25 protein-coding genes and 2 pseudogenes are annotated in these 22,328 nt (G+C 69.7%); 15 read left to right on the forward strand and 12 right to left on the reverse strand.

What is annotated here, in order from left to right:
* The first annotated feature begins 37 nt into the window (after nt 1-37).
* Nucleotides 38-685: a cysteine hydrolase gene (locus ACFVXC_RS14920; protein WP_389905368.1), complete on the forward strand. Its 648-nt coding sequence runs from the start codon at nt 38-40 to the stop codon at nt 683-685.
* Here the strand turns inward: ACFVXC_RS14920 and ACFVXC_RS14925 are convergent.
* Entirely contained in the window at nt 672-1,184 is a 513-nt protein-coding gene (locus tag ACFVXC_RS14925) for a Rieske (2Fe-2S) protein (protein WP_389905370.1), read from the reverse strand. The two genes, ACFVXC_RS14920 and ACFVXC_RS14925, sit on opposite strands and share 14 nt — an antisense overlap.
* Nucleotides 1,185-1,274: 90 nt before the next feature.
* Here ACFVXC_RS14925 and ACFVXC_RS14930 point away from each other — a divergent pair, with 90 nt between their 5' ends.
* From ACFVXC_RS14930 to ung, 6 genes are all read left to right on the forward strand, one after another.
* On the forward strand, nt 1,275-2,066 hold the full coding sequence (locus ACFVXC_RS14930; RefSeq protein ID WP_389905372.1) for a HipA family kinase: 792 nt from the start codon (nt 1,275-1,277) through the stop codon (nt 2,064-2,066).
* Nucleotides 2,067-2,113: 47 nt separating this feature from the next.
* Nucleotides 2,114-2,494, forward strand: coding sequence for a DUF3037 domain-containing protein (locus ACFVXC_RS14935; RefSeq protein WP_389905926.1), 381 nt, complete (start codon nt 2,114-2,116; stop codon nt 2,492-2,494).
* 135 nt (nt 2,495-2,629) lie between these two features.
* Nucleotides 2,630-3,391 carry a 3-oxoacyl-ACP reductase FabG gene (gene fabG / locus ACFVXC_RS14940; RefSeq protein ID WP_389905374.1) on the forward strand — a complete coding sequence of 254 codons (762 nt, stop codon included), beginning with the start codon at nt 2,630-2,632 and terminating at the stop codon, nt 3,389-3,391.
* A 51-nt stretch (nt 3,392-3,442) separates the two neighbouring features.
* Nucleotides 3,443-4,198, forward strand: a complete 756-nt coding sequence (locus ACFVXC_RS14945; protein ID WP_389905376.1) for an SDR family oxidoreductase — start codon at nt 3,443-3,445, stop codon at nt 4,196-4,198.
* A 164-nt stretch (nt 4,199-4,362) separates the two neighbouring features.
* On the forward strand, nt 4,363-5,973 hold the full coding sequence (locus ACFVXC_RS14950) for an ABC transporter substrate-binding protein (protein WP_389905928.1): 1,611 nt from the start codon (nt 4,363-4,365) through the stop codon (nt 5,971-5,973).
* Nucleotides 5,974-6,084: 111 nt separating this feature from the next.
* A complete protein-coding gene (gene ung, locus ACFVXC_RS14955) occupies nt 6,085-6,768 on the forward strand; it encodes a uracil-DNA glycosylase (protein ID WP_389905378.1) in 684 nt (227 codons plus the stop codon).
* Nucleotides 6,769-6,851: 83 nt separating this feature from the next.
* On the opposite strand, the gene ACFVXC_RS14960 is transcribed toward ung, so the two are convergent.
* Nucleotides 6,852-7,271, reverse strand: a complete 420-nt coding sequence (locus ACFVXC_RS14960) for a DUF3224 domain-containing protein (RefSeq protein WP_389905380.1) — start codon at nt 7,269-7,271, stop codon at nt 6,852-6,854.
* 121 nt (nt 7,272-7,392) lie between these two features.
* On the opposite strand from ACFVXC_RS14960, the gene ACFVXC_RS14965 reads away from it, so the two are divergent.
* Nucleotides 7,393-8,355: a helix-turn-helix transcriptional regulator gene (locus ACFVXC_RS14965; protein WP_389905382.1), complete on the forward strand. Its 963-nt coding sequence runs from the start codon at nt 7,393-7,395 to the stop codon at nt 8,353-8,355.
* Nucleotides 8,356-8,461: 106 nt separating this feature from the next.
* Entirely contained in the window at nt 8,462-8,950 is a 489-nt protein-coding gene (locus tag ACFVXC_RS14970) for a hypothetical protein (protein ID WP_389905383.1), read from the forward strand.
* Nucleotides 8,951-8,994: 44 nt separating this feature from the next.
* Here the strand turns inward: ACFVXC_RS14970 and ACFVXC_RS14975 are convergent, their stop codons facing one another.
* The 3 genes from ACFVXC_RS14975 to ACFVXC_RS14985 form a co-directional block, all read right to left on the reverse strand.
* Nucleotides 8,995-9,456 (reverse strand): hypothetical protein, encoded by a 462-nt coding sequence (locus tag ACFVXC_RS14975; RefSeq protein WP_389905385.1) that lies wholly within the window; start codon nt 9,454-9,456, stop codon nt 8,995-8,997.
* A 184-nt stretch (nt 9,457-9,640) separates the two neighbouring features.
* Nucleotides 9,641-10,204 (reverse strand): DinB family protein, encoded by a 564-nt coding sequence (locus ACFVXC_RS14980; RefSeq protein WP_389905386.1) that lies wholly within the window; start codon nt 10,202-10,204, stop codon nt 9,641-9,643.
* Between the two features lie 55 nt (nt 10,205-10,259).
* Nucleotides 10,260-10,886, reverse strand: coding sequence for a TetR/AcrR family transcriptional regulator (locus ACFVXC_RS14985; protein ID WP_389905388.1), 627 nt, complete (start codon nt 10,884-10,886; stop codon nt 10,260-10,262).
* Nucleotides 10,887-11,122: 236 nt separating this feature from the next.
* Between ACFVXC_RS14985 and ACFVXC_RS14990 the strand changes: the two genes are divergently transcribed.
* Nucleotides 11,123-12,301: an FAD-dependent monooxygenase gene (locus ACFVXC_RS14990; RefSeq protein ID WP_389905390.1), complete on the forward strand. Its 1,179-nt coding sequence runs from the start codon at nt 11,123-11,125 to the stop codon at nt 12,299-12,301.
* An 18-nt stretch (nt 12,302-12,319) separates the two neighbouring features.
* Nucleotides 12,320-13,225 (forward strand): Gfo/Idh/MocA family protein, encoded by a 906-nt coding sequence (locus tag ACFVXC_RS14995; protein ID WP_389905929.1) that lies wholly within the window; start codon nt 12,320-12,322, stop codon nt 13,223-13,225.
* Here the strand turns inward: ACFVXC_RS14995 and lnt are convergent.
* From lnt to ACFVXC_RS15010, 3 genes are all read right to left on the reverse strand, one after another.
* Nucleotides 13,149-14,843, reverse strand: a complete 1,695-nt coding sequence (lnt, locus tag ACFVXC_RS15000; protein WP_389905391.1) for an apolipoprotein N-acyltransferase — start codon at nt 14,841-14,843, stop codon at nt 13,149-13,151. The genes ACFVXC_RS14995 and lnt overlap by 77 nt on opposite strands.
* 187 nt (nt 14,844-15,030) lie before the next feature.
* Nucleotides 15,031-15,579: a nuclear transport factor 2 family protein gene (locus ACFVXC_RS15005; protein ID WP_389905393.1), complete on the reverse strand. Its 549-nt coding sequence runs from the start codon at nt 15,577-15,579 to the stop codon at nt 15,031-15,033.
* A 394-nt stretch (nt 15,580-15,973) separates the two neighbouring features.
* Nucleotides 15,974-16,153 carry a hypothetical protein gene (locus tag ACFVXC_RS15010; protein WP_389905395.1) on the reverse strand — a complete coding sequence of 60 codons (180 nt, stop codon included), beginning with the start codon at nt 16,151-16,153 and terminating at the stop codon, nt 15,974-15,976.
* Nucleotides 16,154-16,402: 249 nt separating this feature from the next.
* Between ACFVXC_RS15010 and ACFVXC_RS15015 the strand changes: the two genes are divergently transcribed.
* Nucleotides 16,403-17,233, forward strand: a complete 831-nt coding sequence (locus ACFVXC_RS15015) for a hypothetical protein (protein ID WP_389905397.1) — start codon at nt 16,403-16,405, stop codon at nt 17,231-17,233.
* A 12-nt stretch (nt 17,234-17,245) separates the two neighbouring features.
* On the opposite strand, the gene ACFVXC_RS15020 is transcribed toward ACFVXC_RS15015, so the two are convergent.
* A complete protein-coding gene (locus tag ACFVXC_RS15020; protein WP_389905398.1) occupies nt 17,246-17,560 on the reverse strand; it encodes a DUF6401 family natural product biosynthesis protein in 315 nt (104 codons plus the stop codon).
* A 632-nt stretch (nt 17,561-18,192) separates the two neighbouring features.
* Here ACFVXC_RS15020 and ACFVXC_RS15025 point away from each other — a divergent pair.
* Nucleotides 18,193-18,549: a hypothetical protein gene (locus ACFVXC_RS15025; protein WP_389905400.1), complete on the forward strand. Its 357-nt coding sequence runs from the start codon at nt 18,193-18,195 to the stop codon at nt 18,547-18,549.
* 396 nt (nt 18,550-18,945) lie between these two features.
* Nucleotides 18,946-19,161: a hypothetical protein gene (locus ACFVXC_RS15030; protein WP_389905402.1), complete on the forward strand. Its 216-nt coding sequence runs from the start codon at nt 18,946-18,948 to the stop codon at nt 19,159-19,161.
* A gap of 349 nt (nt 19,162-19,510) precedes the next feature.
* Here the strand turns inward: ACFVXC_RS15030 and ACFVXC_RS15035 are convergent.
* Nucleotides 19,511-19,702 (reverse strand): annotated as a pseudogene (locus tag ACFVXC_RS15035) (flavoprotein); the annotation flags it as partial.
* Between the two features lie 132 nt (nt 19,703-19,834).
* Here ACFVXC_RS15035 and ACFVXC_RS15040 point away from each other — a divergent pair.
* Nucleotides 19,835-20,274: pseudogene (locus ACFVXC_RS15040) on the forward strand (helix-turn-helix domain-containing protein); the annotation flags it as partial.
* A gap of 46 nt (nt 20,275-20,320) precedes the next feature.
* Here the strand turns inward: ACFVXC_RS15040 and ACFVXC_RS15045 are convergent.
* The gene (locus ACFVXC_RS15045) at nt 20,321-20,623 is read right to left on the reverse strand and encodes a hypothetical protein (RefSeq protein WP_389905403.1); all 303 of its coding nucleotides are present in this window, start codon (nt 20,621-20,623) and stop codon (nt 20,321-20,323) included.
* Nucleotides 20,624-21,413: 790 nt separating this feature from the next.
* Nucleotides 21,414-22,310 (reverse strand): DMT family transporter, encoded by an 897-nt coding sequence (locus ACFVXC_RS15050; protein WP_389905405.1) that lies wholly within the window; start codon nt 22,308-22,310, stop codon nt 21,414-21,416.
* Nucleotides 22,311-22,328: the final 18 nt, after the last annotated feature.

Consider the following 22,328-nt stretch of genomic DNA (forward strand, 5'->3'; position numbering starts at 1 on the left):
GACCTGGATGAACCGAATGAATCGGACAGGGGGAGCGATGCCGTCGTACGAACAGCTCAGGGAACTCCTCGATCCCGCCACCACCGTACTGATGACTGTCGAATGCCAGCAGGGTGTGGTGGGGACGGAGAGCGCGCTGCCCGAACTCGCCGACGAGGCACGCTCCTCGGGCTGTCTCGCCAATGTCGCGCGGCTGGTCTCCGCAGCCCACCAGGCCGGGGCCCAGGTCCTGCACGCGGTCGCCGAACGGCGACCCGACGGGCGCGGCGCCAACCACAACGCCCGCCTCTTCCGTGCCGCGGGACGGCTGCCCGTGCAGCAGCTCTCCGGGACGAAGGCCGTGCGGATCGCGCCGCCCATCGAGGTGGCCGAAGAGGACTTCGTCGTACGGCGGCTGCACGGGCTCTCGCCGCTCGCGGGCACGGACGTCGACCCGCTGCTTCGCAACCTCGGCTGCCGCACCCTCCTGGTGACCGGGGTGTCGGCGAACGTGGCGATACCGAACGCCGTCTTCGACGCCGTGAACCTGGGCTACACCGCCGTCGTGCCGTCGGACGCCATCGCGGGAGTCCCCTCCGACTACGCACCCGCGATGATCCGCAACACGCTCGCCCTGGTCGCCACCATCGTCACCACCCAGGACGTCCTCGGCAGCTGGAAGCGGCAGCCTCCTAGGCCAGCTTGATCGAGTCCCCGTCCACACTGATCTGGGCGGCGGGCAGTGGCTTCGGCGCCGGGGAGGATTTCACGCTCCCGTCGGAGATGGCGAACTTGCTGCCGTGACAGGGGCAGTTGATGGTGCCGCCCTCGACGCTCGTCACCGGACACTGTTTATGGGTGCAGCGGTTCGAGAAGGCCTTGAACTCGCCCTTCGTCGGCTGGGTCACCACCACCCCCTCCTCCTTGAAGATCTTGCCGCCGCCCACCGGGATCTCCGATGTCTTGGCGAGCACGGCCCCGGCGGCGCCACCGGATGCTTTGGAGCCGTCGGGCGTCTTCTTCGCATCCGGAGCTGAGCCGTAGTTGTCGCTGTTGCCGCTCTCACCGCAGGCCGCGAGGGCGGCGGCCAGGCTGACGACGCCTGCGGCCGCGACGACCGAACGGCGGGAGAGCGCGGGCAGAGGTTCCCTGGGGACGGGCAGAGGTTCCTTGGAGACGGGCAGAGGTTCCTTGGAGGTGGTCATGTCCGGTGGTACGGGATCGCGCGCCGGTATGTTCAAACGCTCAAGCACTTCTTGCGCAAGCCGCGTTCGGACCGGCATTAACCTGGGGCAATGCTCACCGAAGTCACCGCGGTCCGCTACATCACGCCCCTGCGGGAGGGCGGATCGCTCCCCGGCCTCGTCGAGGCCGCCGACGGCCGGGGGACGTACGCGCCGTACGTCATGAAGTTCACCGGGGCCGGACAGGGCCGCAAGACGCTCGTCGCCGAGGTGATCTGCGGGCAGCTGGCGCGTGGTCTGGGGCTGCGGGTGCCGGGCCTCACGCAGGTCCTGCTCGATCCGGTGCTCGGCCTCGGTGAGCCCGACCAGCAGGTGCAGGGGCTGCTCAAGTCGAGCGGCGGGCTGAATCTCGGGATGGAGTACCTCTCGGGGGCGCTCGGCTTCGACTCGCTCGCGTTCGACGTCGATCCGGCCGAGGCGGGCCGTGTCGTGTGGTTCGACGCGCTCATCAACAACGTGGACCGCTCCTGGCGCAATCCGAACATGCTGGTGTTCGGCGGCGACCTGTGGCTCATCGATCACGGCGCGAGCATGATCTGGCACCACAACTGGCGCACCGCCGAGAGCGCGGCCGCCAAGCCGTACGACGCGTCCGACCACGCCCTCGCCCCGTTCGGCCCAGACGTCGCAGCGGCCGCTGCCGAGCTCGCCCCGCTCGTCACCGAGGAGCTCCTCGCCGCCGCCGCGGCCGACGTACCCGATGTGTGGCTGGTGGACGAGCCGGGCTTCGAGAGCCCCGACGCCGTGCGCCGCGCCTATGTGACGGCGCTGCTGCCGAGGGCCAAGACCATCCACGAACGCATCCAGCTGCCCGAGCCGCAGCGGAAGGGCGCCGGACAGTGACCGAGCGACTGACCGAGCAACCGATCGAGCAACTGATCGAGCGACCGATCGAGCGGGACGTCTTCGAGTACGCCTTGGTGCGCGTCGTGCCGCGCGCGGAGCGCGGTGAGCGGTTCAACGCGGGGGTGGTGGTCTACTGCCGGGCCAAGTCCTTCGTGGCCGCCCGTACGCATCTCGACGAGAACAAGCTGCTGGCCCTGGACCCGGCTGCCGACCTGCCCGGCATCAGGGCCTCGCTCCGAGCCGTCGAGCGGATCTGCGCGGGTGGCGAAGGAGCAGGTCAGGCCGAGCGGGACGATGCGGGGCGGCGCTTTCGGTGGCTGATCGCGCCGCGCTCGACCGTGGTGCAGCCGGGGCCGGTGCACACGGGTCTCACGGCGGATCCTGTCGAAGAGGTGGACCGGCTCCTCGACCTCCTGGTGAGGTAAAGAATCACAGCCCCCTGTGCGCCGTTGACACCGGGTGCCAGGGCTTCTAGCGTCTCGTTCAGCTGAAGGTACTAAGCGGTCGCTCACCATCGGGGCGTACCGTAGAGCCGCATCCCAAGGGCGAGGAGAACCAGCATGTCCACCACTGAGCAGCGCGTCGCGGTCGTGACCGGAGCAGCGCGAGGCATCGGCGCGGCGACCGCCGTGCGTCTGGCCGCCGAAGGCCGCGCCGTCGCGGTGATCGACCTCGACGAGGCCGCCTGCAAGGACACCGTCGCGCAGATCACCACTGCCGGTGGCAAGGCGATCGCCGTCGGCTGCGACGTGTCCGACGAGGCTCAGGTCGAGGCGGCCATCGCCCGGATCGCCGACGAGCTCGGCGCGCCCACGATCCTCGTGAACAACGCCGGTGTGCTCCGCGACAACCTCCTCTTCAAGATGAGCGCCACCGACTGGGACACGGTCATGAACGTGCACCTGCGCGGTGCGTTCCTGATGTCCCGCGCGATCCAGAAGCACATGGTGGACGCCAAGTTCGGCCGGATCGTGAACCTCTCCTCGTCCTCCGCGCTGGGCAACCGCGGCCAGGTCAACTACGCGGCGGCCAAGGCCGGCCTGCAGGGCTTCACCAAGACCCTGGCCAAGGAGCTCGGCAAGTTCGGCGTCACCGCCAACTCCGTGGCCCCGGGCTTCATCGTCACCGAGATGACGAAGGCCACCGCCGACCGCGTCGGCATGGACTTCGAGGACTTCCAGGCCGCTGCCGCCACGCAGATCCCGGTGCAGCGCGTCGGCCGCCCCGAGGACATCGCCAACGCCATCGCCTTCTTCACGGGCGACGCCGCGGGCTTCGTGTCGGGCCAGGTCATGTACGTGGCCGGCGGGCCGCTCAACTAGTTGCGGTCCGGTAGTTCTGGCCCGGTAGTTCTGTTCCGGAGGGTTGCGGAGATGACAGTGCAGGACAGTGGAAAGGCCGCGCTCATCACGGGCGCGAGCCGCGGCATCGGGTACGGCGTCGCGGAGGCGCTCGTCGCCCGCGGTGACCGTGTGTGCATCACGGGGCGCAACGAGGACGCGCTCAAGGAGGCCGTCGAGAAGCTCGGCGCCGACCGCGTCATCGGCGTGGCGGGCAAGGCGCACGACGAGGCCCACCAGGCGGTCGCCGTCGAGCGCGCCATGGAGGCCTTCGGGCGGGTCGACTTCCTCATCAACAACGCCGGTACGAATCCGGTGTTCGGGCCGATGGCGGAGCTCGACCTCAATGTGGCGCGCAAGGTCTTCGAGACCAACGTGATCTCGGCGCTCGGCTTCGCCCAGCAGACCTGGAAGGCCTGGCAGAGTCAGAACGGCGGTGCGATCGTGAACATCGCCTCCGTCGCGGGCGTCGCTCCTTCGCCGTTCATCGGCGCGTACGGGATGAGCAAGGCGGCCATGGTCAACCTCACGCTGCAGCTCGCGCACGAGTTCGCGCCGAAGGTGCGGGTCAACTCGATCGCGCCCGCCGTGGTCAAGACTCAGTTCGCCAAGGCTCTCTACGAGGGCCGTGAGGAGGAGGCCGCCGCCGCGTATCCCCTGGGGCGGCTCGGCGTGCCCGAGGACATCGGGGGCGCCGCCGCGTTCCTCACGTCCCGCCAGTCCGACTGGATCACGGGGCAGACGCTCGTGGTCGATGGCGGCATCTTCCTCAATGCGGGCGTCGGCTGACGAAGACCGCACAATCGTCAGGTACGACCATCTAAAGGGACGTAAACGCGCATCAAGTGCCCCGTCGGCGCCGCAAGTTGGCCTGGCGGGGCATTGCGGTAGGGTCTGCCGACCCATGGCATGGACGAGCGAGGAGTGTGCGCGTGTTCAGTGATGTTCGCCTGGTGACGGCGGCGGGTGCCCGTGGCCTGGCCGGGCTGCCCCGCCGGGGCCTGCGACCGGCCGCGGCGCTGGTGTCCGTATCCCTGCTCGCGGGGTGCGGAGCCATCTCGTCGGACGATTCCGACGAGGACAAGCAGATCACCGTCGGCACGATGAGTGCTCCCAGCACTCTCGATCCCGCGGCCGCCTGGGACAGCTCCTGGGAGCTTTACCGCAACGTGTTCCAGACGCTCCTGAGTTTCCCCAGCGGGGCGGCCGAGCCCGAGCCGGACGCGGCCGAGTCCTGCAAGTTCACCGACGCGACGAACCAAGTCTATACCTGTCAGCTGCGTGATGATCTCACGTTCTCCGACGGCCACGAGCTCGACGCCAAGGCGGTCAAGTACACCTTCGACCGGATGCGGCGCATCGACGTGAAGGGCGGGCCGGCGGGACTGCTCGGGTCGCTCGACTCGGTCCAGGCGAAGGGCGACCGGACGGTCACGTTCCGTCTCAAGAAGCCGGACGCCACCTTCCCGTTCGTGCTCTCCACGCCCGCCATGTCGATCGTCGACCCCCGCGAGTACCCGGCGGACAAGCTCCGCGGGGGCACCTCGATCGCGGGTTCTGGGCCCTACGCCCTGCAGTCGTACAAGGCCGGTGAGAAGGCGGAGCTGGTCAAGAACGCCAACTACAAGGGTGCGGCCGACCGCAAGAACGACGCGGTCATCATCCGCTACTTCAAGAAGTCCTCGACCATGGTCGAGGCTCTGCGGAACAAGCAGATCGACGTCACCTTCCGCGGGCTCGCGGCCCAGGACATCGTGGACATGCAGGCGAACAAGCGCAAGCAGGAGGGCATCCAGCTCGTCGAGGGCTCGGGCACCGAGATCCGCTACCTGGTGTTCAACCCCGATGACCCGTGGGCCAGGAAGAAGGCGGTCCGGCAGGCCTTCGCCCAGGTCATCGACCGCCCGGCCATCGCACACAAGATCTACCAGGACACAGTCGAGCCGCTGTACTCGATGGTCCCCCAGGGGCTCATCGGACACGGCACCGGCTTCTTCGACGACTACGGAGACCCCAGCGACTCCAAGGCCGCGAACATCCTCAAGGACGCGGGCATCAACAAGCCGGTGCCGCTCACGCTCTGGTACACGACGGACCGCTACGGCTCGGCGACCGAGGGGGAGTTCCAGGAGATCAAGCGGCAGCTCGAGGCATCCGGCCTCTTCAAGATCACGCTCAAGGGCCGCCCCTGGACCGAGTTCGACGCGGGCACCAAGAAGGGCGAGTACCCGGTCTTCGGCCGTGGCTGGTTCCCCGACTTCCCCGACGCGGAGAACTTCATCGCGCCGTTCGTCGGCGAGAAGAACGTGCTCAACACGCCGTATCCGTCGCGGGAGATCACCGATGAGGTGCTGCCGCGCTCACGCCGTGAGGCCGACCGGGGGGCGTTGGCCGACGACTTCGAGCAGGCCCAGAAGGTCCTCGTCGACGACGCGCGGCTGCTCCCGCTGTGGCAGGGAAAGCAGTACATCATGGCGAGCGAGGAGATCGCGGGCGGCGAACGTGCCCTCGACCCCTCGGCGATCATGATGATGTGGGAGCTGGAGCGCAAGACCAGCTGGTAGCGCGAGTCCAGCTGGTAGCGGGAGGCCGTGGGCAGCGGGGATCGGATCGATTGTCAGTGGCCGCCGGTAGGTTCTGTGGTGAGAAGTGACCGCACACCGGAGGTTGTTGACGTGACCGACATCGCCATGCTGCCCGCGTCCTGGCGCGGAGTCCTCGGCGAGGAGCTGCAGAAGCCCTACTTCAAGGAGCTCACCGAGTTCGTCGAGGAAGAGCGGGAGAAGGGCCCTGTCTATCCTCCGCGTGACGAGGTGTTCGCCGCACTCGACGCGACTGCGTACGACCAGGTCAAGGTGCTCGTCCTCGGCCAGGACCCATATCACGGCGAGGGCCAGGGGCACGGCCTCTGCTTCTCCGTGCGGCCCGGCGTGAAGACTCCGCCCTCGCTGCGGAACATCTACAAGGAGATGAAGGAGGAGCTCGGCCACCCCGTGCCGGACAACGGCTATCTGATGCCGTGGGCCCAGCAGGGTGTCCTGCTCCTGAACGCGGTGCTCACGGTCCGCGCGGCAGAGGCCAACTCCCACAAGGGCAAGGGCTGGGAGAAGTTCACGGACGCGGTGATCCGCGCCGTGGCCGACCGCCCCGACCCCGCCGTCTTCGTCCTCTGGGGCAATTACGCCCAGAAGAAGCTTCCGCTCATCGACGAGGAGCGGCACGTGGTCGTGAAGGGCGCGCACCCCTCGCCGCTCTCCGCCAAGAAGTTCTTCGGCTCGCGCCCCTTCACGCAGATCGACGAAGCGGTGGCGGCGCAGGGGCACGAGCCGATCGACTGGCGCATCCCGGACCTGGGCTGACCGGCCTGGGCTGACCGACCTGGGCTGACCGACTGGGCTGATCTCAGCCGACCGCTGCCGACCGCTGCCGACTGCGGCCGACCTCAGCCGATCGTGTACGTGAAGGTGTACGGCACGGAGGGCTCGCCGTGCCTCGCCGTGAACGCGCCGGTCCCGCCGAGACCCGCCAGCTCGCCCGTTCCCGAGCCGGGTTGCACGGTGAGGGCGCAGGTGATCGTCCCGTCGGCGCCGAACGACCCGCGCTGCTCCAGGACGAACGAGCCCGTGCGCCCTTCGACGGTCCCTTCTACGAACTCGTAGCCCACGAAGGCGCCGGTGGTCTCGTCGGTGTACACCAGCGTGTACTCGCAGGAGGTGCCGGTGGCCTCGATGGTGCCGGTGAAGTCGTTCGTGACGGCGGCATGCGCGATACGTGCGCCGCTGTCCGCTCCGGCGACGGGCTTCTCGTCCCAGTGGGAGAAGGTGAAGGTGCCGGCGCCCGATTCTGCGGTGTGCGTGGTCATGTGATGCCTTCCTCGGTGGTTCTGCGGTGGCTGCTCTCAAGTGGTTCCGCGGTGGCTGCCGAGAAGATCCTGTCGCCGGTACCTGACACCTTCTGTCAGGTACCGGTGCAGACTTGGCCGTATGCGCGCCGACCGGCTTCTCGCCCTCCTCCTGCTGCTCCAGAACCGTGGGCGCATGACCGCTCCCGAACTCGCCGAGGAGCTGGAGGTCTCGGTGCGGACCGTCTACCGGGACGCGGAGGCCCTCGCCGCATCCGGTGTGCCCGTGTTCGCCGAGCGCGGTCCGGCGGGCGGCTTCCGGCTCATGGACGGCTACCGCACCCGGCTGACCGGACTGACGGACGACGAGGCCGACTCCCTCGCCCTCGCGGGCATGCCGACGGCTGCGGCCGATCTCGGTCTTGGGGCCGAACTGGTCACCGCACAGCTCAAGTTGGGCGCGGCACTCCCAGCCGGGCTCGGTGAGCGATCGCGGCGCATCCAGGAGCGCTTCCATCTCGACGCGGAGGGCTGGTTCCGCGCGGCGGATCCCGCGCCACTGCTGTCCGTCGTCGCCGACGCCGTGTGGCGTCGGCGGGTGCTGCGGGCGCACTACCGGCGCTGGGGCGGCGATGTACGGCGCGAACTGCACCCCTTGGGCCTCGTGCTCAAGGCGGGCAACTGGTATCTGGCGGCGTCCGCCGACGGCACCGTACGCACCTATCGGGTCTCACGCTTTCTGGAGGTGACGGCGACGGATGAAGCCTCCGAACGGCCCGCCCGGTTCGATCTGGCCGCCTACTGGGAGGCGGCATCGCGTGGTCTGCAGGCGCGAGTGCTGCGGGGCACGGCGCGGGTGCGGGTCTCACCGGCGGGGCTGCGGCTGCTGCCCGCGCTGTTCGGGTCGGCGGGGACGAGGGCCGTGGAGGCGGCGGGAGCGCCGGACGCGGACGGCCGGCGGGTCGTCGACCTGGAGGTCGAGACACTGCCCGTCGCCGTGAGCGATCTGCTCAGGCTCGGGCTCGAGGCCGAGGTGCTCGGCCCGCCCGAACTCCGCGCCGAGCTGGCAAGGACCGTCACCGGCCTGGCCCAGCGGTACGCGTGAGCGCCTCGCGGCCGATCGCGCCTGACCGCGATTGTCAGTGGGGGCCGATAGCGTCGAGAGCGGTGGGCACGTTGGGCACGATGGGCGTACGAGTGTGGAGGACCCGGTGGCGGAGCAGCAGGAGCAGGCGGCGAAAGACGCCATGATGACCCGGATCGGGCAGGCGGTCATGCTGCACCACGGGGGCGACCGTGAGGAGGCGCAGGGCCGCTTCCTCGGTCTGTGGTCGGAGATCGGCGAGGAGGGCGACCCCCTGCACCGCTGCACGCTCGCGCACTACATGGCGGACACGCAGGAGGACGCGTCGGACGAACTTGCGTGGGACCTGCGGGCGTTGTCAGCGGCGGACGAGCTCACGGACGAGCGGCTGCACGAACACCACGACTCGATCGCGGTCCGCGGTTTCTACCCCTCCCTGCACCTCAACCTCGCCGCGGACTACGCCAAGCTGGGCCGCCCCGAGGCGGCACGCAACCACATCCGGCGGGCGCGCGGGGCGGTCGGGGCACTGGGCGACGACGGGTACGGGGACGGGGTCCGGGCGGCCATCGGGAGGCTGGAGCTGCAGCTGGGGGAGGGGAGCGAGGTGGAGTGATCCGGGGCGGGATTAGGGCGGATCCGGGGCCGACCGGCTCTGCGTCAATGCCCGTAGGTGCCCTCGCAGATGGTGGCCTCGGGGCTGCCCGGCTTCCAGCTGCCGTACTCCTCACCCATGGCGCAGACGTCGAGGACCGTGGGCGCCGCGGAGGGAACCGCGGGCAGGACGGCGGCCTTGGGGCGGTCGCCGTGGCGGTGCGGGGGAGCGTCGGGCCGCTCGGGCAGCTCGGGGCTGTGGGAGCGGCGCGGCGGCGCGGGAACCGGCGCCGCGCTGCCGGTGGTGCTCGGCGCCGGACCGCGGGGCGGCCCGATGAGGTCGAGCGCCTCCCGCGCCGGGGCCTCCACGACCCGTGGGTGCGCGCTGCCGTCCGGGCGCGGCGCCGGGGGGCGGGCGTGCGCGACGGACGGTCCGGGGGCGGGCTGCCGCTCGACGCTCACACACCCCGAAACGGCGGTGACCGCCACGGATACCAGGAGCGTCGCGGTGGTCGTGGTTCTGTGCATTCGCGCAACTTTGGTGCGTCACATCGCCCTTCGGGAAGGGAATGGGCCCAGGATGCCCCGCATGGGTGAAGCGGCGCGTCCGCCGGGGGCGGCCGGTGATCACGCCGAGTGTCCGCGGCACCCCGGTCCGGTCGACGTGCCCCTCCTGCCGTCCACGCCCCTTGTGCCGTAACGCGCCTTCGGGTCAGTCGCCCGTCGCACCGTCCACCAGCTCGCGGACGAGGTCCGCGTGGCCGTTGTGGCGGGCGTACTCCTCGATCATGTGGGTGTAGATCCAGCGCATGTTGAAGTGTGCGCCCCGGTGGAGACTCTTGCCGACGGACAGGTCGTCGAGGCCGAACTCCGCCGTGGCCACGCGGGCCGCGGCGATCTCCGCCTGCCAGGTCTCTTCGGCCTCCGCCCAGGTGTCGTCCTTGGCGGGGTTGAAGTCGCGCTCCGGCTCCTCCTCGGTGCAGTAGATCTCCGGGAGGTCCTCGCCGGAAGCGATGACGCGGAACCAGTACCGCTCGTTCTCGGACAGGTGCCGCACGAGGCCCATCAGGGAGAGGCTCGAAGACGCGACGGGGGTACGCCGCAGCTGCTCGTCGCCCAGGCCCGCGCACTTCGACAGGAGTGTCGCGCGGTGGTAGTCGAGCCAGCCCTCGATCGACGCACGTTCGTCCGCGGTCAGGGACGGTTGGGCGCGGCGGGCGGGGTCGACGGGCAGCGTCGCGCCCTGCTTCGGCTCGGGTGTCGGCGTCGTTGTCATGCGTGGCATCCTCGCGCGGCGTGCGGCACCGCGCCAGCGGGTTTCCCGGAGCGCCTCAGGCCTGATCCCCTTGGCCCCCTTGGTCCCCCGGGTCCCCCAGCATCCCCCGGAGCAACTCCCGGAAGCCGGCCCGCAGCTCCTCCTCGGTCGGTACGGCGGCGTGGTACGAACCGGCGACGCACGAGAACAGCAGCCCGTCGCACCACGCCACCAGGGCCAGGGTGTGCCGGCCGGGATCCGTCGACCCCGCGGCCCGCAACATGGCCGTCAAGGGTTCCCTGAACTGCGCCCCCGCCGCGTCGTAGTAGGCGCGGAGCTCCGGCCTGCGGGTCGCCTCCAGGGCCAGCTCGTAACGGGAGACGAGCAGTTGGCGGGAGCCTTCGGTGAGGTAGCGGTGCAGAGCGAGGGCGAGCGAGGCGACGAGGGTCTCGCGGCCGCCAGCGGGGTCCGGCAGCTCGCCCGGATCGAGCACCACCGCCTCGCGCTCGGCCTGTCTGCGCACCGCTGTCTCCAGGAGCGCGAGCCGGGTGCGGGCGTGGTTCGACGTCGAACCCTGCGGGAGCCCCGCGGCGTCGTCAACGGCCCGGTGCGTGAGACCCCGCATGCCGCGCTCGGCGAGCAACGCGAGCGCCGTGTCGGCGATCAGTTCGGTGCGGGGCTGCCCCGCGCTGCGTACGGACATGGAGTCCAGCCTACCGCCGATCACTACAGGTGTAGTACGGTCGGCGTGTCGCGCACTACAGGTGTAGTGACGGCCTGCCGATGCTTGTCGGCGAGCCTGTTGAGGGGCCCCCAGGAGGAGCCATGGCACCGCAGCCAGATCCGCAGCCAGATCCGCAGCCACAGCCGTATCCGCAGCCACGCCTACACTCACAGCCACCCCCGCGGCCCCAGCAGGGCCACAGTCCCCACGCAGTCGTGATCGGCGGCGGCATCGGCGGCCTCACCTCCGCCATCGCACTGCACCAGTCGGGCTGGCGGGTCACTGTCCTGGAGCGCGCCGCCACCCTGGAACCCGTCGGCTCCGGCATCGGACTCGCCCCCAACTCCCAGCGCGCCCTCGACGTCCTCGGCCTCGGCGACCGGGTCCGCGAACTCGCCGCCTGGGAGGGCGGAGGCGGGATGCGCGCGCAGGCAGGGCGCTGGCTCGTGCGGACCAGTGCCTCGGCGACGTCGCGGGAGTTCGGCGGCGCGCTCGTCCTCGTGCACCGCGCGACCCTCGTCGACCTGCTTCTCTCCGCGCTGCCCGCCGACACCCTGCGCACCGGAGTGCACGCCGAGCTCGCCGATCGGGGAGCACAGAGCCGCAGAGCCGTCGTCCGTGCCGACGACGGGGACATCGAGGCGGATCTCGTGGTCGGCGCCGACGGCATCAACTCGGCCGTGCGCTCGGCCCTGTTCCCGGCCCACCCGCGGCCGACGTACACCGGATTCACGGCCTGGCGCCTCATCGTCCCCGCGCCCGGCCGCCCCTTCGAACCCCACGAGACCTGGGGGCGCGGCGGAGTCTGGGGCACCCATCCGCTCAAGGACGGCAGGATCTACGCCTACGCCACCGCCACCGTCCCCGAAGGCGGCCACAGCCCCGACGGCGAGAAGGCCGAGCTGGCGCGCCGCTTCGCCGACTGGCACGACCCGATCCCCGAGATCATCGCCGCCGCGGACCCCGAGGACATCCTGCGCAACGACGTGTGCCACATGAGCACGCCGCTCACCCACTACCACCGGGGCCGCGTCGCCCTCATCGGTGACGCCGCGCACGCCATGGCACCCACCCTCGCCCAGGGCGGCAACCAGGCCATCGAGGACGGCGTCGTGCTTGCCCACCACGTGGCCCCGGGCGGCGACCTGGCCGCGGGTCTCGCCGGTTACAGCGCGGTGCGGGTGCCGCGCACCACGGCGATCGTCCGGCGGGCGGCGCGCGCCGCCCGCATGAACCATCTGACGAGCGCCCCGCTCATCGCCGTACGCAACGAACTGATCGCGGCGGCGGCGCGCCTCGGCCCGAACCTGATCCTGCGGAGCTTCGCATCGATCGCCGACTGGCGACCACCGCAGCAGCCGTATGCTGCGGGAACAGAAATCGCACAGCGGTAGAGGAGACAGGGGACAGTGGTGAAGGTCGGCTGTATCGGACTTGGTGACATCGCGCAGAAGGCGTACCTGCCTGTGCTCACCACCCTGCCGGGGGTCGAGCTGCACCTGCAGACGCGCACGCCCGCGACCCTCGCCCGTGTCGCGGGCGTCCACCACATCCCCGATGAGCGCTGCCACACCGACCTGGACGCCCTGCTCGCCCAGGGCATCGACGCCGCCTTCGTGCACGCGTCGACGGCCGCCCACCCGGAGATCGTGACGCGGCTGCTCGAAGCGGGTGTGGCCACCTACGTCGACAAGCCCCTCGCGTACGAACTCGGCGACTCCGAGCGGCTCGTGCGCCTCGCCGAGGAGCGCGCGACGAGCCTCGCCGTCGGCTTCAACCGCCGCTTCGCACCCGGCTACGCGCAGTGCGCCGAGCACCCGCGCGAGCTGATCCTCATGCAGAAGAACCGCGTCGGCCTGCCCGAGGACGCGCGCACGCTCGTCCTCGACGACTTCATCCACGTCGTGGACACCCTGCGCTTCCTGGCGCCGGGGCCGATCGACCACGTCGGCGTGCGTGCCCGAGTCCAGGACGGACTCCTTGAGCACATCGTGCTGCAGCTCGCCGGGGACGGGTTCACCGCGATCGGCATGATGAACCGGATGAGCGGCTCCACCGAGGAGGTCCTCGAAGTCTCGGGCCAGGACACCAAGCGTCAGGTGCTCAACCTCGCCGAGGTCGTCGACCACAAGGGCCAGCCCAGCGTGCGGCGGCGCGGCGACTGGGTGCCCGTGGCCCGGCAGCGCGGGATCGAGCAGGTCGTGCTCTCCTTCCTCGACGCCGTGCGCGCGGCCAAGGTGCTCAGCGCCAGGGATGCGCTGGCGACCCATGAGCTGTGCGAGCGTGTGGTCCGTGCGGCTCAGGAGCAGGCTGCCTGAACCGTCCCTTCGCAGGTCCTCGCAGGGAGCGCACGCCCAGTGCCGCGCACAGCACCGCGAGCACGGCGAGGGCCGCGTGCACGGGCCAGTCGCCGAGCCTGACGTACGGCGTGACGCCCTTGGCCAGCGGAATGTCGTACGTCGCCGTCGAGCTCGCCGATGTGCCGAGCGGCGCCCCGACCCGCTCGCCGTCCGCGCCGTACACCGCCGAGACGCCGGTGAGCGTGGCGTGCACCATGGGGCGGCCCGTCTCGGCGGCCCGCAGGGCCGCGAGCGAGGCGTGCTGCTCGGGCGCCCAGCTGGACTGGAACGACGAGGTCGACGACTGCGCGAGCAGCAACTGGGCGCCCTCGCGCGTCAGATGGCGGCTCATGTCGGGGAACGCCGATTCGAAGCACACCAGGGGCCCGACTTTCAGACCGTCCCCGACATTCATGAGCACCGGACGCTCACCGCGCCTGCGGTCCTCGCCCGCCGCCTTGCCCACGGACGTCGCCCAGCCGAGGAGCGCGCGGGCGGGGACGTACTCGCCGAAGGGGACGAGCCGCATCTTGTCGTAGCGATCGCCGGTCGGGCCGCCTGGGCCCACGAGGACGGAGCTCTTGAATATGCCCGGCTCGTCGGAGCGGCGCGCGTCCACGTTCACCAGGATATCGGCGCCGACCTCCCTGGACAGCGCGGCTATTCGGCGCGCGACGTCGGGGCGTGCCGCGAGGTCGTACCCGACGCTGCTCTCGCCCCAGACGACGAGGTCCAGGTCCCGCCCGGCCAGGCCGCGCGTCAGCGCCTCCTCGCGCGCGAACCGCTTGTCCGCCCCGCCCACCCCGTCGATGACGCCGGGCTGGACGACGGCCACGCGCATGCGGCCCGCGGGCTCGGGGCGCGGCGCCCAGGCCCAGGCGGAGGTGGTCACGGCGGCCACGGCCACGAGCCCCGCGGTGGCGGGGATGGCCAGGGCGACGGCCGTACGGGATGTCCCTGCCGTGCCCGGTATCCCGGCTCGGCGTACGGACAAGGCCACCACGAGCACCGTGATGCCCGTGTTCAGAATGACGATCAGGGCGCTGACCAGCCACACCCCGCCGACCGACGCGAGGCGCAGGGCGGGCCCGACCTCCCACTGACTGGAGCCGAGCAGTCCCCAGGGCCCACCCAACCCCTCCCAGGATCTGACCAGTTCGACCATCAGCCAGCCGGACGGCAGCACGACCAGCGCGGCCGAGGTCCGCAAGGGCGATGCCACCCCGCCCAGGAAGCGCCGCACCAGCCAGCCCCACGGCGCCCACAGCAGGCCGAGCAGAGCGGCGATCAGGACGGTGAACACATGCAGGCTCGGCAGCAGCCAGTGGTGCACCGCCACCATGAACCCGAGGCCGCCGAGCCATCCGTCGAGCGCCGCCCTGCGCCCGGTCTCCGCCGAGCGCGCGAGCAGCATCCAGGGCACGAGCGCCACGTACGCGAACCACCACAGCGACGGGGCGGGGAAGGCGAGGGCGGGCAGGGCGCCGACGAGGACGGCCAGGGCGCCGCGCCATCGGGCCGAAGCGAGCAGCCCCGTCGTCGAGGCGGCCGAAAGGTGTGGCCACCGCAGGTTCCGGTCGTCGCTGAGTTGATCCATGCAGCGCCTCCCTCGGCCCCGACGCCCGGACGTTCCCCCAGTGTGCGCGCCCCGGACGATCTACGACAGTGTGCCTGCCGAGCTGTTTTCCGGCCGGTTCTCAGCGGGTACTGAGCCGGTTGTCAGCGGGTACTGAGCCGGTTGTCAGCGGGGACTGAGCCGGTTCTCAGCGGTACTGAGCGGGTTCTCAGTTGGGCGTGTGACGGCGCGTGTGGTTGGGGGAGCGCTGCTGGAGTTGGCGCCACTTCTCCTGAACGGTCACCTGACGCAGCCGCCAGCCCTGCTGTGTACGCAGCGCCGTGAAGGCATAGCGGCCACCGCATATGAAGTCCGGAGCCGCGGGTTCCGCCCCGCCTTCGCCGGACCCCTCTCCCTCCTCTCCCCCCTCTCCCTCCTCGCCACCGCCGGGCGCGAAGCGCATCGGATTCACGTAGTCGGCCTGTACGTGCGCGATGTCCCCTATGTCCTGGTCGAGCGTCCCGAACCGTAGCCTCCTGTTGACGATCAGATGCTGGCGCATCGGGAAGAGCTCCATCGTCCCGGCCAGCCATCCGGCCACCTCGGCGGCGCTCGCGTCGATGCCGCCCGCCGAGCTGTAGTCGGCGCGTCCGTCCGGGGTGAAGAGGTGCTGGTAGGCGTCCCAGTCGCCGTCGTCGACGGTCACTGCGTACTCGGTGATGAGGGAGTCGATGGCCAACCGGTCCATCACGGCGGCGAGTTCCACGCGCTGCGTCATCGGGTCAGTGTTGGGCACGTGGGGTACCGAGCCAAGAGGCGTGCACAAACGACCCGGGTCGCACGTGGTTCGCGAGGGGTTCGCGAGGGGATCGCGCTCGGTTCGTACCGGGTCGCGCACGGGTGAACTACCTTACGATACCGGTCAGTTGACGGTCGGAACGATACCGGTCAGTTGGCGGTCGGCGGAGGCAGGATTCCCCCGAGACGGGAGGCCCGGTGAAGAACGAACAGCGCATCGAGGCGTACAAACGCCAGGGCAATCGCCAGGAACTGACGGGGCGCCAGAAGCGGCGCATCGCGAAGAAGGAGCGTCAGGCCAAGGCCTGACGCGGTAGTCGTCGACGGCCTGGTGGGCGGCCCGGTGCGCGGAACTCCGGGCCGCCGATCGCCGACTAGGCCGCCCTCACGACCTCTTCGCGGACGGCGGCCGCCCACTCCGTCACCAACTGTTCGTACTCACTGCGCTGTTCGGCCGAGAGGCGGCCTCCGGTGCGCATCCACAAGCCGCGGATCCGCTCGTTCAATTCCGCGGCAGACCGTGCGGAACCACGGGGCTGAGGGCTTAAGGGCATGTGGTCAAGCCTAGGGGATGCCTACGACAATCGGAACTGTCCGCTACTGGGCAGATCCCCCAAGTGAGCAGTCGCACACCGGCCGACTGCCTCCCGCGCCCGTCACCCGTACGGCGCATCACCGCGGAGTCCCAGGTCGTGACCCCTGGTATCCAGGGAGAAGGGACGCACCGGAAGCCGTGCGTCGTGGGGGATTCGTCGCCCTGACGCCGTCGTGGCGCCCGGGGCCCATCGAGTGGAGGACCACTCATGTCCCAGTACATAAGTCTCTCCGTGGACTTCACCCAGGGCCTCAACGACGCCTGGTCGAAGATCGCGACGTTCGTGCCGAAACTCATCGGCTTCCTGGTCGTCCTGGCCATCGGCTGGTTCGTGTCGAAGATGATCACCAAGGTCCTCGACCGGGTCCTGCGCAAGGTCGGCTCCGAGAAGCTCGCCGAACGGGCGGGCGCGTCCCGCATGCTGGCGAACTCCAAGTACGACACGACGGGGATCGTCTGCAAGGTCGTGTACTTCGCCCTGCTCCTGATCACCCTGCAGATCGGCTTCGGTGTCTTCGGCAGCAACCCGGTCTCCAACATGCTCGACGGGATCGTCTCCTGGATCCCGCGCGGCGTCGTCGCCATCGTCCTGATGGTCGTCGCCATGGCGGTGGCCAACATCGTGCGTGACATCGTCACCAGCGCCCTGTCCTCGATGTCGTACGGGAAGACCATCGGCACGATCGTCTGGGCCTGCATCGTCGCGCTCGGCGTGATCGCGGCCCTCGGTCAGGCGGGCATCGCCACCACGGTCACCCAGCCCGTCCTGTACGCGGCCCTCGCGGCCGGTGCGGGCATCCTGATCGTCGGTGTGGGCGGTGGCCTCATCGGCCCGATGCGGCAGCGCTGGGAGCGCTGGCTGGACACGGCCGAGCAGGAGACGGCCAAGGCCCGCAGCAGTGTCGGCGCCTACCAGGCCGGCCGCGACGACGCCATGACCAACCAGCCCGTGCGGGAGCGCACGCGCGGCGGGATGAGCGGCTCGGGCAGCCACATGCGCGACGATGACACGGGCAACGACATGCGCGACGGCATGTGACCGGGCCGGGTCTCAGGACCCGGCGGACTCCGGCACCAGGTCGTGCCGCTTCACCAGCCAGGAGATGGCGGTGAGGCGGCACACCGCGTAGTCATGGCCCACCGGCTCCCGCCACCCGTTCTCGGAGAGACCGTCGAGGAAGCCCAGGGCGTAGTCGGAGAGGAGCTCCGGGTCCGGCGCCGGCGGCACGAGCCCGGCCCCGCGCATCTCCAGGCGCTCCCGCACTTCCGCGACGTGCTGGTCCACGGCAGCCGTGAAGCCGGGCTCGAAGGCGAACTCGGCGAAGCGCGGCGCGTACGAGGCGCTGATGCGGGCGAGGGGCGACATCTCTTCAGCCTAGGCGGGCGAAACCCCCTGAACAGGGCCTTTCGGCATGCCTTTGGTCACAGCGGGTACGGCCGGGGTCTGGCTGCGGCACGGCTGGGGCCTGGCTGCGGCACGGCTGGGGGCAGGCGGCGGCCGGGTCTCAGCCCGCCGACTCGTGGGCGTACACCGCGGTCCTGTCGTCGAGACCGTGCTCTATGAGCCAGTCCGGGGCCGGTGGCCGGACTGGCTCAGCGCGGATCCGTCGGGCCTCGCGCCGCTCCTCGTCCGAGATCCACTCGCGGGTAGGCGCGAGGTCCCGCTCCTGCGCGCTACTGCGCGGGCTCCAGGAGGCGGGGCAGGTCGAGGCGGGTATGCGGAGCGTGGTCGTTCACGTGTTCGAGTCTAAGTCTCGGGGTGCGGCAATCCTGACGTGTAGGTGCACCTCATCGAACCAAGCCCCAGGGGCCACTTGGGAGCCGCTCCACACATGGGCGAAACTTCGTCATTTTTACAGCTGGAGTAGGTGAAATGACCCCGTAGAGCCCTGGCGGCTCGACTATCAGGGGAGCGCTGTACGCAGGCGCACTGCCGAGCTTCCGGTGTTCGGGCCGCCCGTCGGGTGGTGCTGGACGCCGGACGGACAAGGAGTGCGGATGCCCCACTTCCAGCACGGTGAGATCCCCCATGGCTTCACGTTCGACGAGAACGGTGGGCTGATCCACTACAAGTACTCGATCGTCGTGGCCGCCCCGGGTGCGAACCAGAAAGACGTCTGGGGCGACTTGTACCTCAGCTTCGGCTGCGCTTTCGCCGACGTGAAGCTCGGGGTGAGTGTTCACGACGGCAACAAGTGGAGCGGGGTCCAGCCCTGGGACATCACGGACGCCGGCGGCCGTCTCGCCAAGAAGCTCCCAGCGGGATCGCAGAAGATCGCCATCGGGCGGTGGAAGAAGTCCGGCGGTGACTCGGTGGACGACAACCCGGCCAGCTGGCTCATCGAATACGTGTAACCGACCCGACCGTCTCACCCGAGGCCCCGCCCCTGCCACCGCGCCGGGGCCTCGGCCTTTCCCCCTCCGGCGACAGTCGGAGGCAGAAGAGCCCTTGCTCCGTCAGGAACGAGCTAGGCCACTCAGCAACGCCCCTGAACCACAGCCGCGGTCGCTCTACCGCTGATCACAGGAGAGGCACCGGAGAGGCACTTGGAGCGGCGCAGGCGGGACGGGCATCGAGGACGCCTCGATGTCGCCGAACACGACGGCTACCGGCTTCCGGCATCCGGCAGCCGCGCCTCGCTGACCTCAATGTCCCTTCGGAAATACGAGCACATCCGTGGCTCTCCAGCCTGCGAGGGGAATTCCTGGGCACCGCCGGTGACGCCGCAGGGTGATCTTCGTTGACAGGTCATGAAGAAGATCACCACACTTGCCGTCCTCGCTCTCGGTGCTGTCGCGCTGGCCACTCCTGCCCATGCCGACGACGGCGACGACGGCGTCGTGAACGCCGTGGCAGGCTGGGCCGCCTCCGCTGCCACCGTGGGTATGCAGGAGCTTGCGGACGCTTCATCGGGCCAGGCCCACAGCGGCGACATCTTGACCGAGGACCAACCGCCCGTCCGCTGACTCGCCTCCCATTAGCCCCGCACCCGATCAGGTGCGGGGCTTCGTCATGTCTGGAGGTCCCATGGCCTCACGCCTGCCCCGTCCGCGTTGCTCGCCGCTCTCCGCGCCGAGGGCTGATACCGACGAGCCTGCTCGCCTCTTTGTTGCCGTAGCCCAGCTGCATGAGCCGGAAGTATTCCTCCCGCTACCGGCTCAACTTGCCCCGGGAGTGCTGCTTGACGGGCCGAACTTCGAAGTCCAATGCATCCCCTGAGCTGGGGTGTTGCAACGACGACTAGAACGGAAGCCCCGGGCGGGGGGCCTTTCGTCAGGACCGGTCGGCCTTCTCCTTCGCCGCTGCGAGCACGATGTACTCGGTGCGCACCGGGTGCCCGGTGAGCTCGGCCAGTTCGCCGAGGCTGTCGTCGAGCCATCGCGCGGCGCTAGGCGTCAATCCGAGGCAGACGTCCCACCCGTCGGCCTGCGCCGTCTCGATCACGTCGGCCACCTGGAAGACGGGCGGTGCGGCCGAGCCGAACAGGTACAGGGTGCGTGAGGTCATGGCGTCATCCCACCCTGCACGGCCGGCCCCACGCAACTGCCCCCGATCCAGGTGGATCGGGGGCAGAAGCCAGGCCAGAGCCAGGTAGCGCGGATACCGTTCCAAGTGGTGAGCCAGGAACGGAGTTCCAGTATGCCCAGAGACGACCACACCGGGGCCCGGATCGCGCACCAGCGGAAAATCGCTGGTCTCACACAGAGCGGCCTATCCATGAAGATCCCGTATTCGTACAGCGCATGCTGCACCAGGTCGAGGGCGGGCATAAGGCTGCGAGTCCGGATCTCGTGTCGGCCGTCGCGAGGGCGCTGCATATCGACGTCACCGCCCTGACAGGACAGCCGTACATGACCGAACTGCAACAGGATCGTCTCGCCGAGCTGATCCGCCCCATCCGCGAGTCGCTCGACCTGTACGACCTCGGAGCCGATCCCGACGTCGCCGCGCGGGAGACGCCCCGGCTTGTCGAGGCGGCGGCCGCCCTGTGCGAGCAGGTCCGCGCGACGAAGCTGAACAAGGCGGCGCGGACCCTGCCGCAGCTGGTCGCCGAGCTGACGACAGCGGCGTACCGCACCACCCCTGGTGGGTAGACCATTCCCCCACCAGCTAACGTGCGGGCGCTCAGAAGGGGCGCTCTCCATCGACGACCGCGAGCGTCCAACGAGCGCCGTCAGCTGCCTGGATGGCCAGCTTCTGCTTCACCGGGTCGCCGTAGACCCGCCCGATGGTCACGGGGCTGCTGCACTTGACGGTGGTGGGGTCGTCCTTTGGATTCTCCCTTTCAACTACCGTCACTGTCCTGGCGCCGGAGCACTTGACGTGCACGGTGTACACGTCCTCGCCCGGTGTGAAGTCAGGAACATCCTCTGCTCCCTGTCCGCTGCGCACCTTCACCAGGTACCCGGCATGGGCAGGTAGCCGCATGCTCTTCTCCACGCTCCGCCCGTTGGAGCTCGGAGCAGACGAGGCAGAGGGCGAGCCGCTCGCTTTGGAAGGGGTGTCGTCAGCCTGGGAGTCACCGCCGGTGGAGCAGGCAGTGGCGAGCAGGAGGGGGAACAAGACGACGGACACGGCCGCACTTCGGCCCATGAGCTTCTCCTGAAGAGTTGCGCCCGCCCGACGGCTGTCTCATCGGGCGGGCAGGGATGGAACCTAGCTGATGGTCCATCCCTCGCGGTACGTCGCCCAGAATTCCATGTACTTCTTGTTACCGGCGGAGAGCAGTTGGTGTACCGGGTGGCGCTGTAGCCGTAGACCTTTTCCTTCTTGATGCCGTAGTCGCCACGGACCGTCTTGTGCGGCTTCACCTTGCCGGAGGTTTCGACCCCCAGCTCGGACGTCCAACTCCTCTGAACTGAGCCTTGAAGTGGGGTCTCGATCTTTCCGAGCCACTTGACCTTGATTTCGCCACTTACCGAGATGGAAGCGCCCCACTCCGTCGTACCCGATCGCGAAAGGCCCCGCCTGGCGATTCCGGGCGGGGCCGTCGACATGCGGTGCGCTGCTCGTTGTGGGCAGGTTGGCTCACCCTCAAGCGCCTTCAGCGCTGCGCGCCGTCTGTTGATGCAGCGGAGCGCGTCCTGCCCCCTCGCATGACGCCCGCTGAAGTATCCATAGGGCACTTAGACCGTGTCCTACATGGCAGTTCGTGGGCCCTACCAGCAAAAGGAGTGACTGCTGGGGGGGGCGGCCGATGCCCCTTTTCGTTTCCGAGTTACGGGCGGTCGGTGCTGGTTGGCATCGGCGGAGCTGGGCGGCTTTCAGCACGCCAGGTCGCTACGGCACCGGCTGACACGATCAGTCCCATGCCGATGAGCACCGGTGCGGAGAGACTCTCGGCGAGTGCGAGGGCGCCGATGAGTGCGCCCATAACCGGGTCGAGGGAGAACAACGTCGCGACCACTTTGGCGCCAGCCATCTTCACGGCCTGGAAATCCAGGGTGAAAGCGAGAGCCACCCCGACGACGCCGGAGACAACGACCAGGACCCAGTCGGATCCGTTGGCGCTTGGGGAGGCGGGAAGGGAGAAGGGGAGGAGCAGGATCGCCGATATGCAGACCGACACGGCCAGTCCCTCCAATCCGGAGGACGCCCTGCCCACGCGCTGGGCGAAGACGGTGTAGCAGGCAAGGGCCAGCGCGGAGAGCAGTCCGAAGGCGATTCCTGCCCACTCGTCTGTCCCGCCGGGCTCCGTGACCAGGACTACGCCTGCCAGGCCGACTGCCGGGAGGAGCGCTTCGCGCCAAGCGCGCGCCGAGGCGACCGCCACGACGAACGGACCGAGGAACAGCAGCGTCGCCGCCACGCCGAGTGGGAGTCGGCCCACCGTGCAGTAGTAGGCCACGTTCATGACGGCCATCGCCGCGCCGTAGATGACCATGCCGGCCCAGTCCTGCCGCGTGTGGCCACGGACCCTCGGACGCACCAGCACCATCAGGACGAGGGCAGCGCAGAGCTGCCGCAGCCCGGCGACGGCGGGAGCACCCAGCCGATCGAAAAGTGTCGAGGCGAGTGCTGCTGAGGCTTGCACACTCAGGCAACTGGCGAGGACCAGGCCCGCCCCGATGAATGCTTGGGTACGGGCAGGCCCCGTGGTGATCGGTTCGCTCACGTGTGCACCTCCGGTTGA

Origin of the sequence: Streptomyces sp. NPDC058257 (assembly GCF_042881845.1) — a bacterium.
Lineage (GTDB): Bacteria > Actinomycetota > Actinomycetes > Streptomycetales > Streptomycetaceae > Streptomyces.

Bases quoted from the DNA above. Each gene is read 5' to 3' on its own strand.
- ACFVXC_RS14920 (WP_389905368.1), top strand. From the start codon at position 38: ATGCCGTCGTACGAACAGCTCAGGGAACTCCTCGATCCCGCCACCACC.
- ACFVXC_RS14925 (WP_389905370.1), bottom strand. From the start codon at position 1,184: ATGACCACCTCCAAGGAACCTCTGCCCGTCTCCAAGGAACCTCTGCCC.
- ACFVXC_RS14930 (WP_389905372.1), top strand. From the start codon at position 1,275: ATGCTCACCGAAGTCACCGCGGTCCGCTACATCACGCCCCTGCGGGAG.
- fabG (WP_389905374.1), top strand. From the start codon at position 2,630: ATGTCCACCACTGAGCAGCGCGTCGCGGTCGTGACCGGAGCAGCGCGA.
- ACFVXC_RS14945 (WP_389905376.1), top strand. From the start codon at position 3,443: ATGACAGTGCAGGACAGTGGAAAGGCCGCGCTCATCACGGGCGCGAGC.
- ACFVXC_RS14960 (WP_389905380.1), bottom strand. From the start codon at position 7,271: ATGACCACGCACACCGCAGAATCGGGCGCCGGCACCTTCACCTTCTCC.
- ACFVXC_RS14965 (WP_389905382.1), top strand. From the start codon at position 7,393: ATGCGCGCCGACCGGCTTCTCGCCCTCCTCCTGCTGCTCCAGAACCGT.
- ACFVXC_RS14975 (WP_389905385.1), bottom strand. From the start codon at position 9,456: ATGCACAGAACCACGACCACCGCGACGCTCCTGGTATCCGTGGCGGTC.
- ACFVXC_RS14980 (WP_389905386.1), bottom strand. From the start codon at position 10,204: ATGACAACGACGCCGACACCCGAGCCGAAGCAGGGCGCGACGCTGCCC.
- ACFVXC_RS14985 (WP_389905388.1), bottom strand. From the start codon at position 10,886: ATGTCCGTACGCAGCGCGGGGCAGCCCCGCACCGAACTGATCGCCGAC.
- lnt (WP_389905391.1), bottom strand. From the start codon at position 14,843: ATGGATCAACTCAGCGACGACCGGAACCTGCGGTGGCCACACCTTTCG.
- ACFVXC_RS15005 (WP_389905393.1), bottom strand. From the start codon at position 15,579: ATGACGCAGCGCGTGGAACTCGCCGCCGTGATGGACCGGTTGGCCATC.
- ACFVXC_RS15010 (WP_389905395.1), bottom strand. From the start codon at position 16,153: ATGCCCTTAAGCCCTCAGCCCCGTGGTTCCGCACGGTCTGCCGCGGAA.
- ACFVXC_RS15015 (WP_389905397.1), top strand. From the start codon at position 16,403: ATGTCCCAGTACATAAGTCTCTCCGTGGACTTCACCCAGGGCCTCAAC.
- ACFVXC_RS15020 (WP_389905398.1), bottom strand. From the start codon at position 17,560: ATGTCGCCCCTCGCCCGCATCAGCGCCTCGTACGCGCCGCGCTTCGCC.
- ACFVXC_RS15025 (WP_389905400.1), top strand. From the start codon at position 18,193: ATGCCCCACTTCCAGCACGGTGAGATCCCCCATGGCTTCACGTTCGAC.
- ACFVXC_RS15030 (WP_389905402.1), top strand. From the start codon at position 18,946: ATGAAGAAGATCACCACACTTGCCGTCCTCGCTCTCGGTGCTGTCGCG.
- ACFVXC_RS15045 (WP_389905403.1), bottom strand. From the start codon at position 20,623: ATGCGGCTACCTGCCCATGCCGGGTACCTGGTGAAGGTGCGCAGCGGA.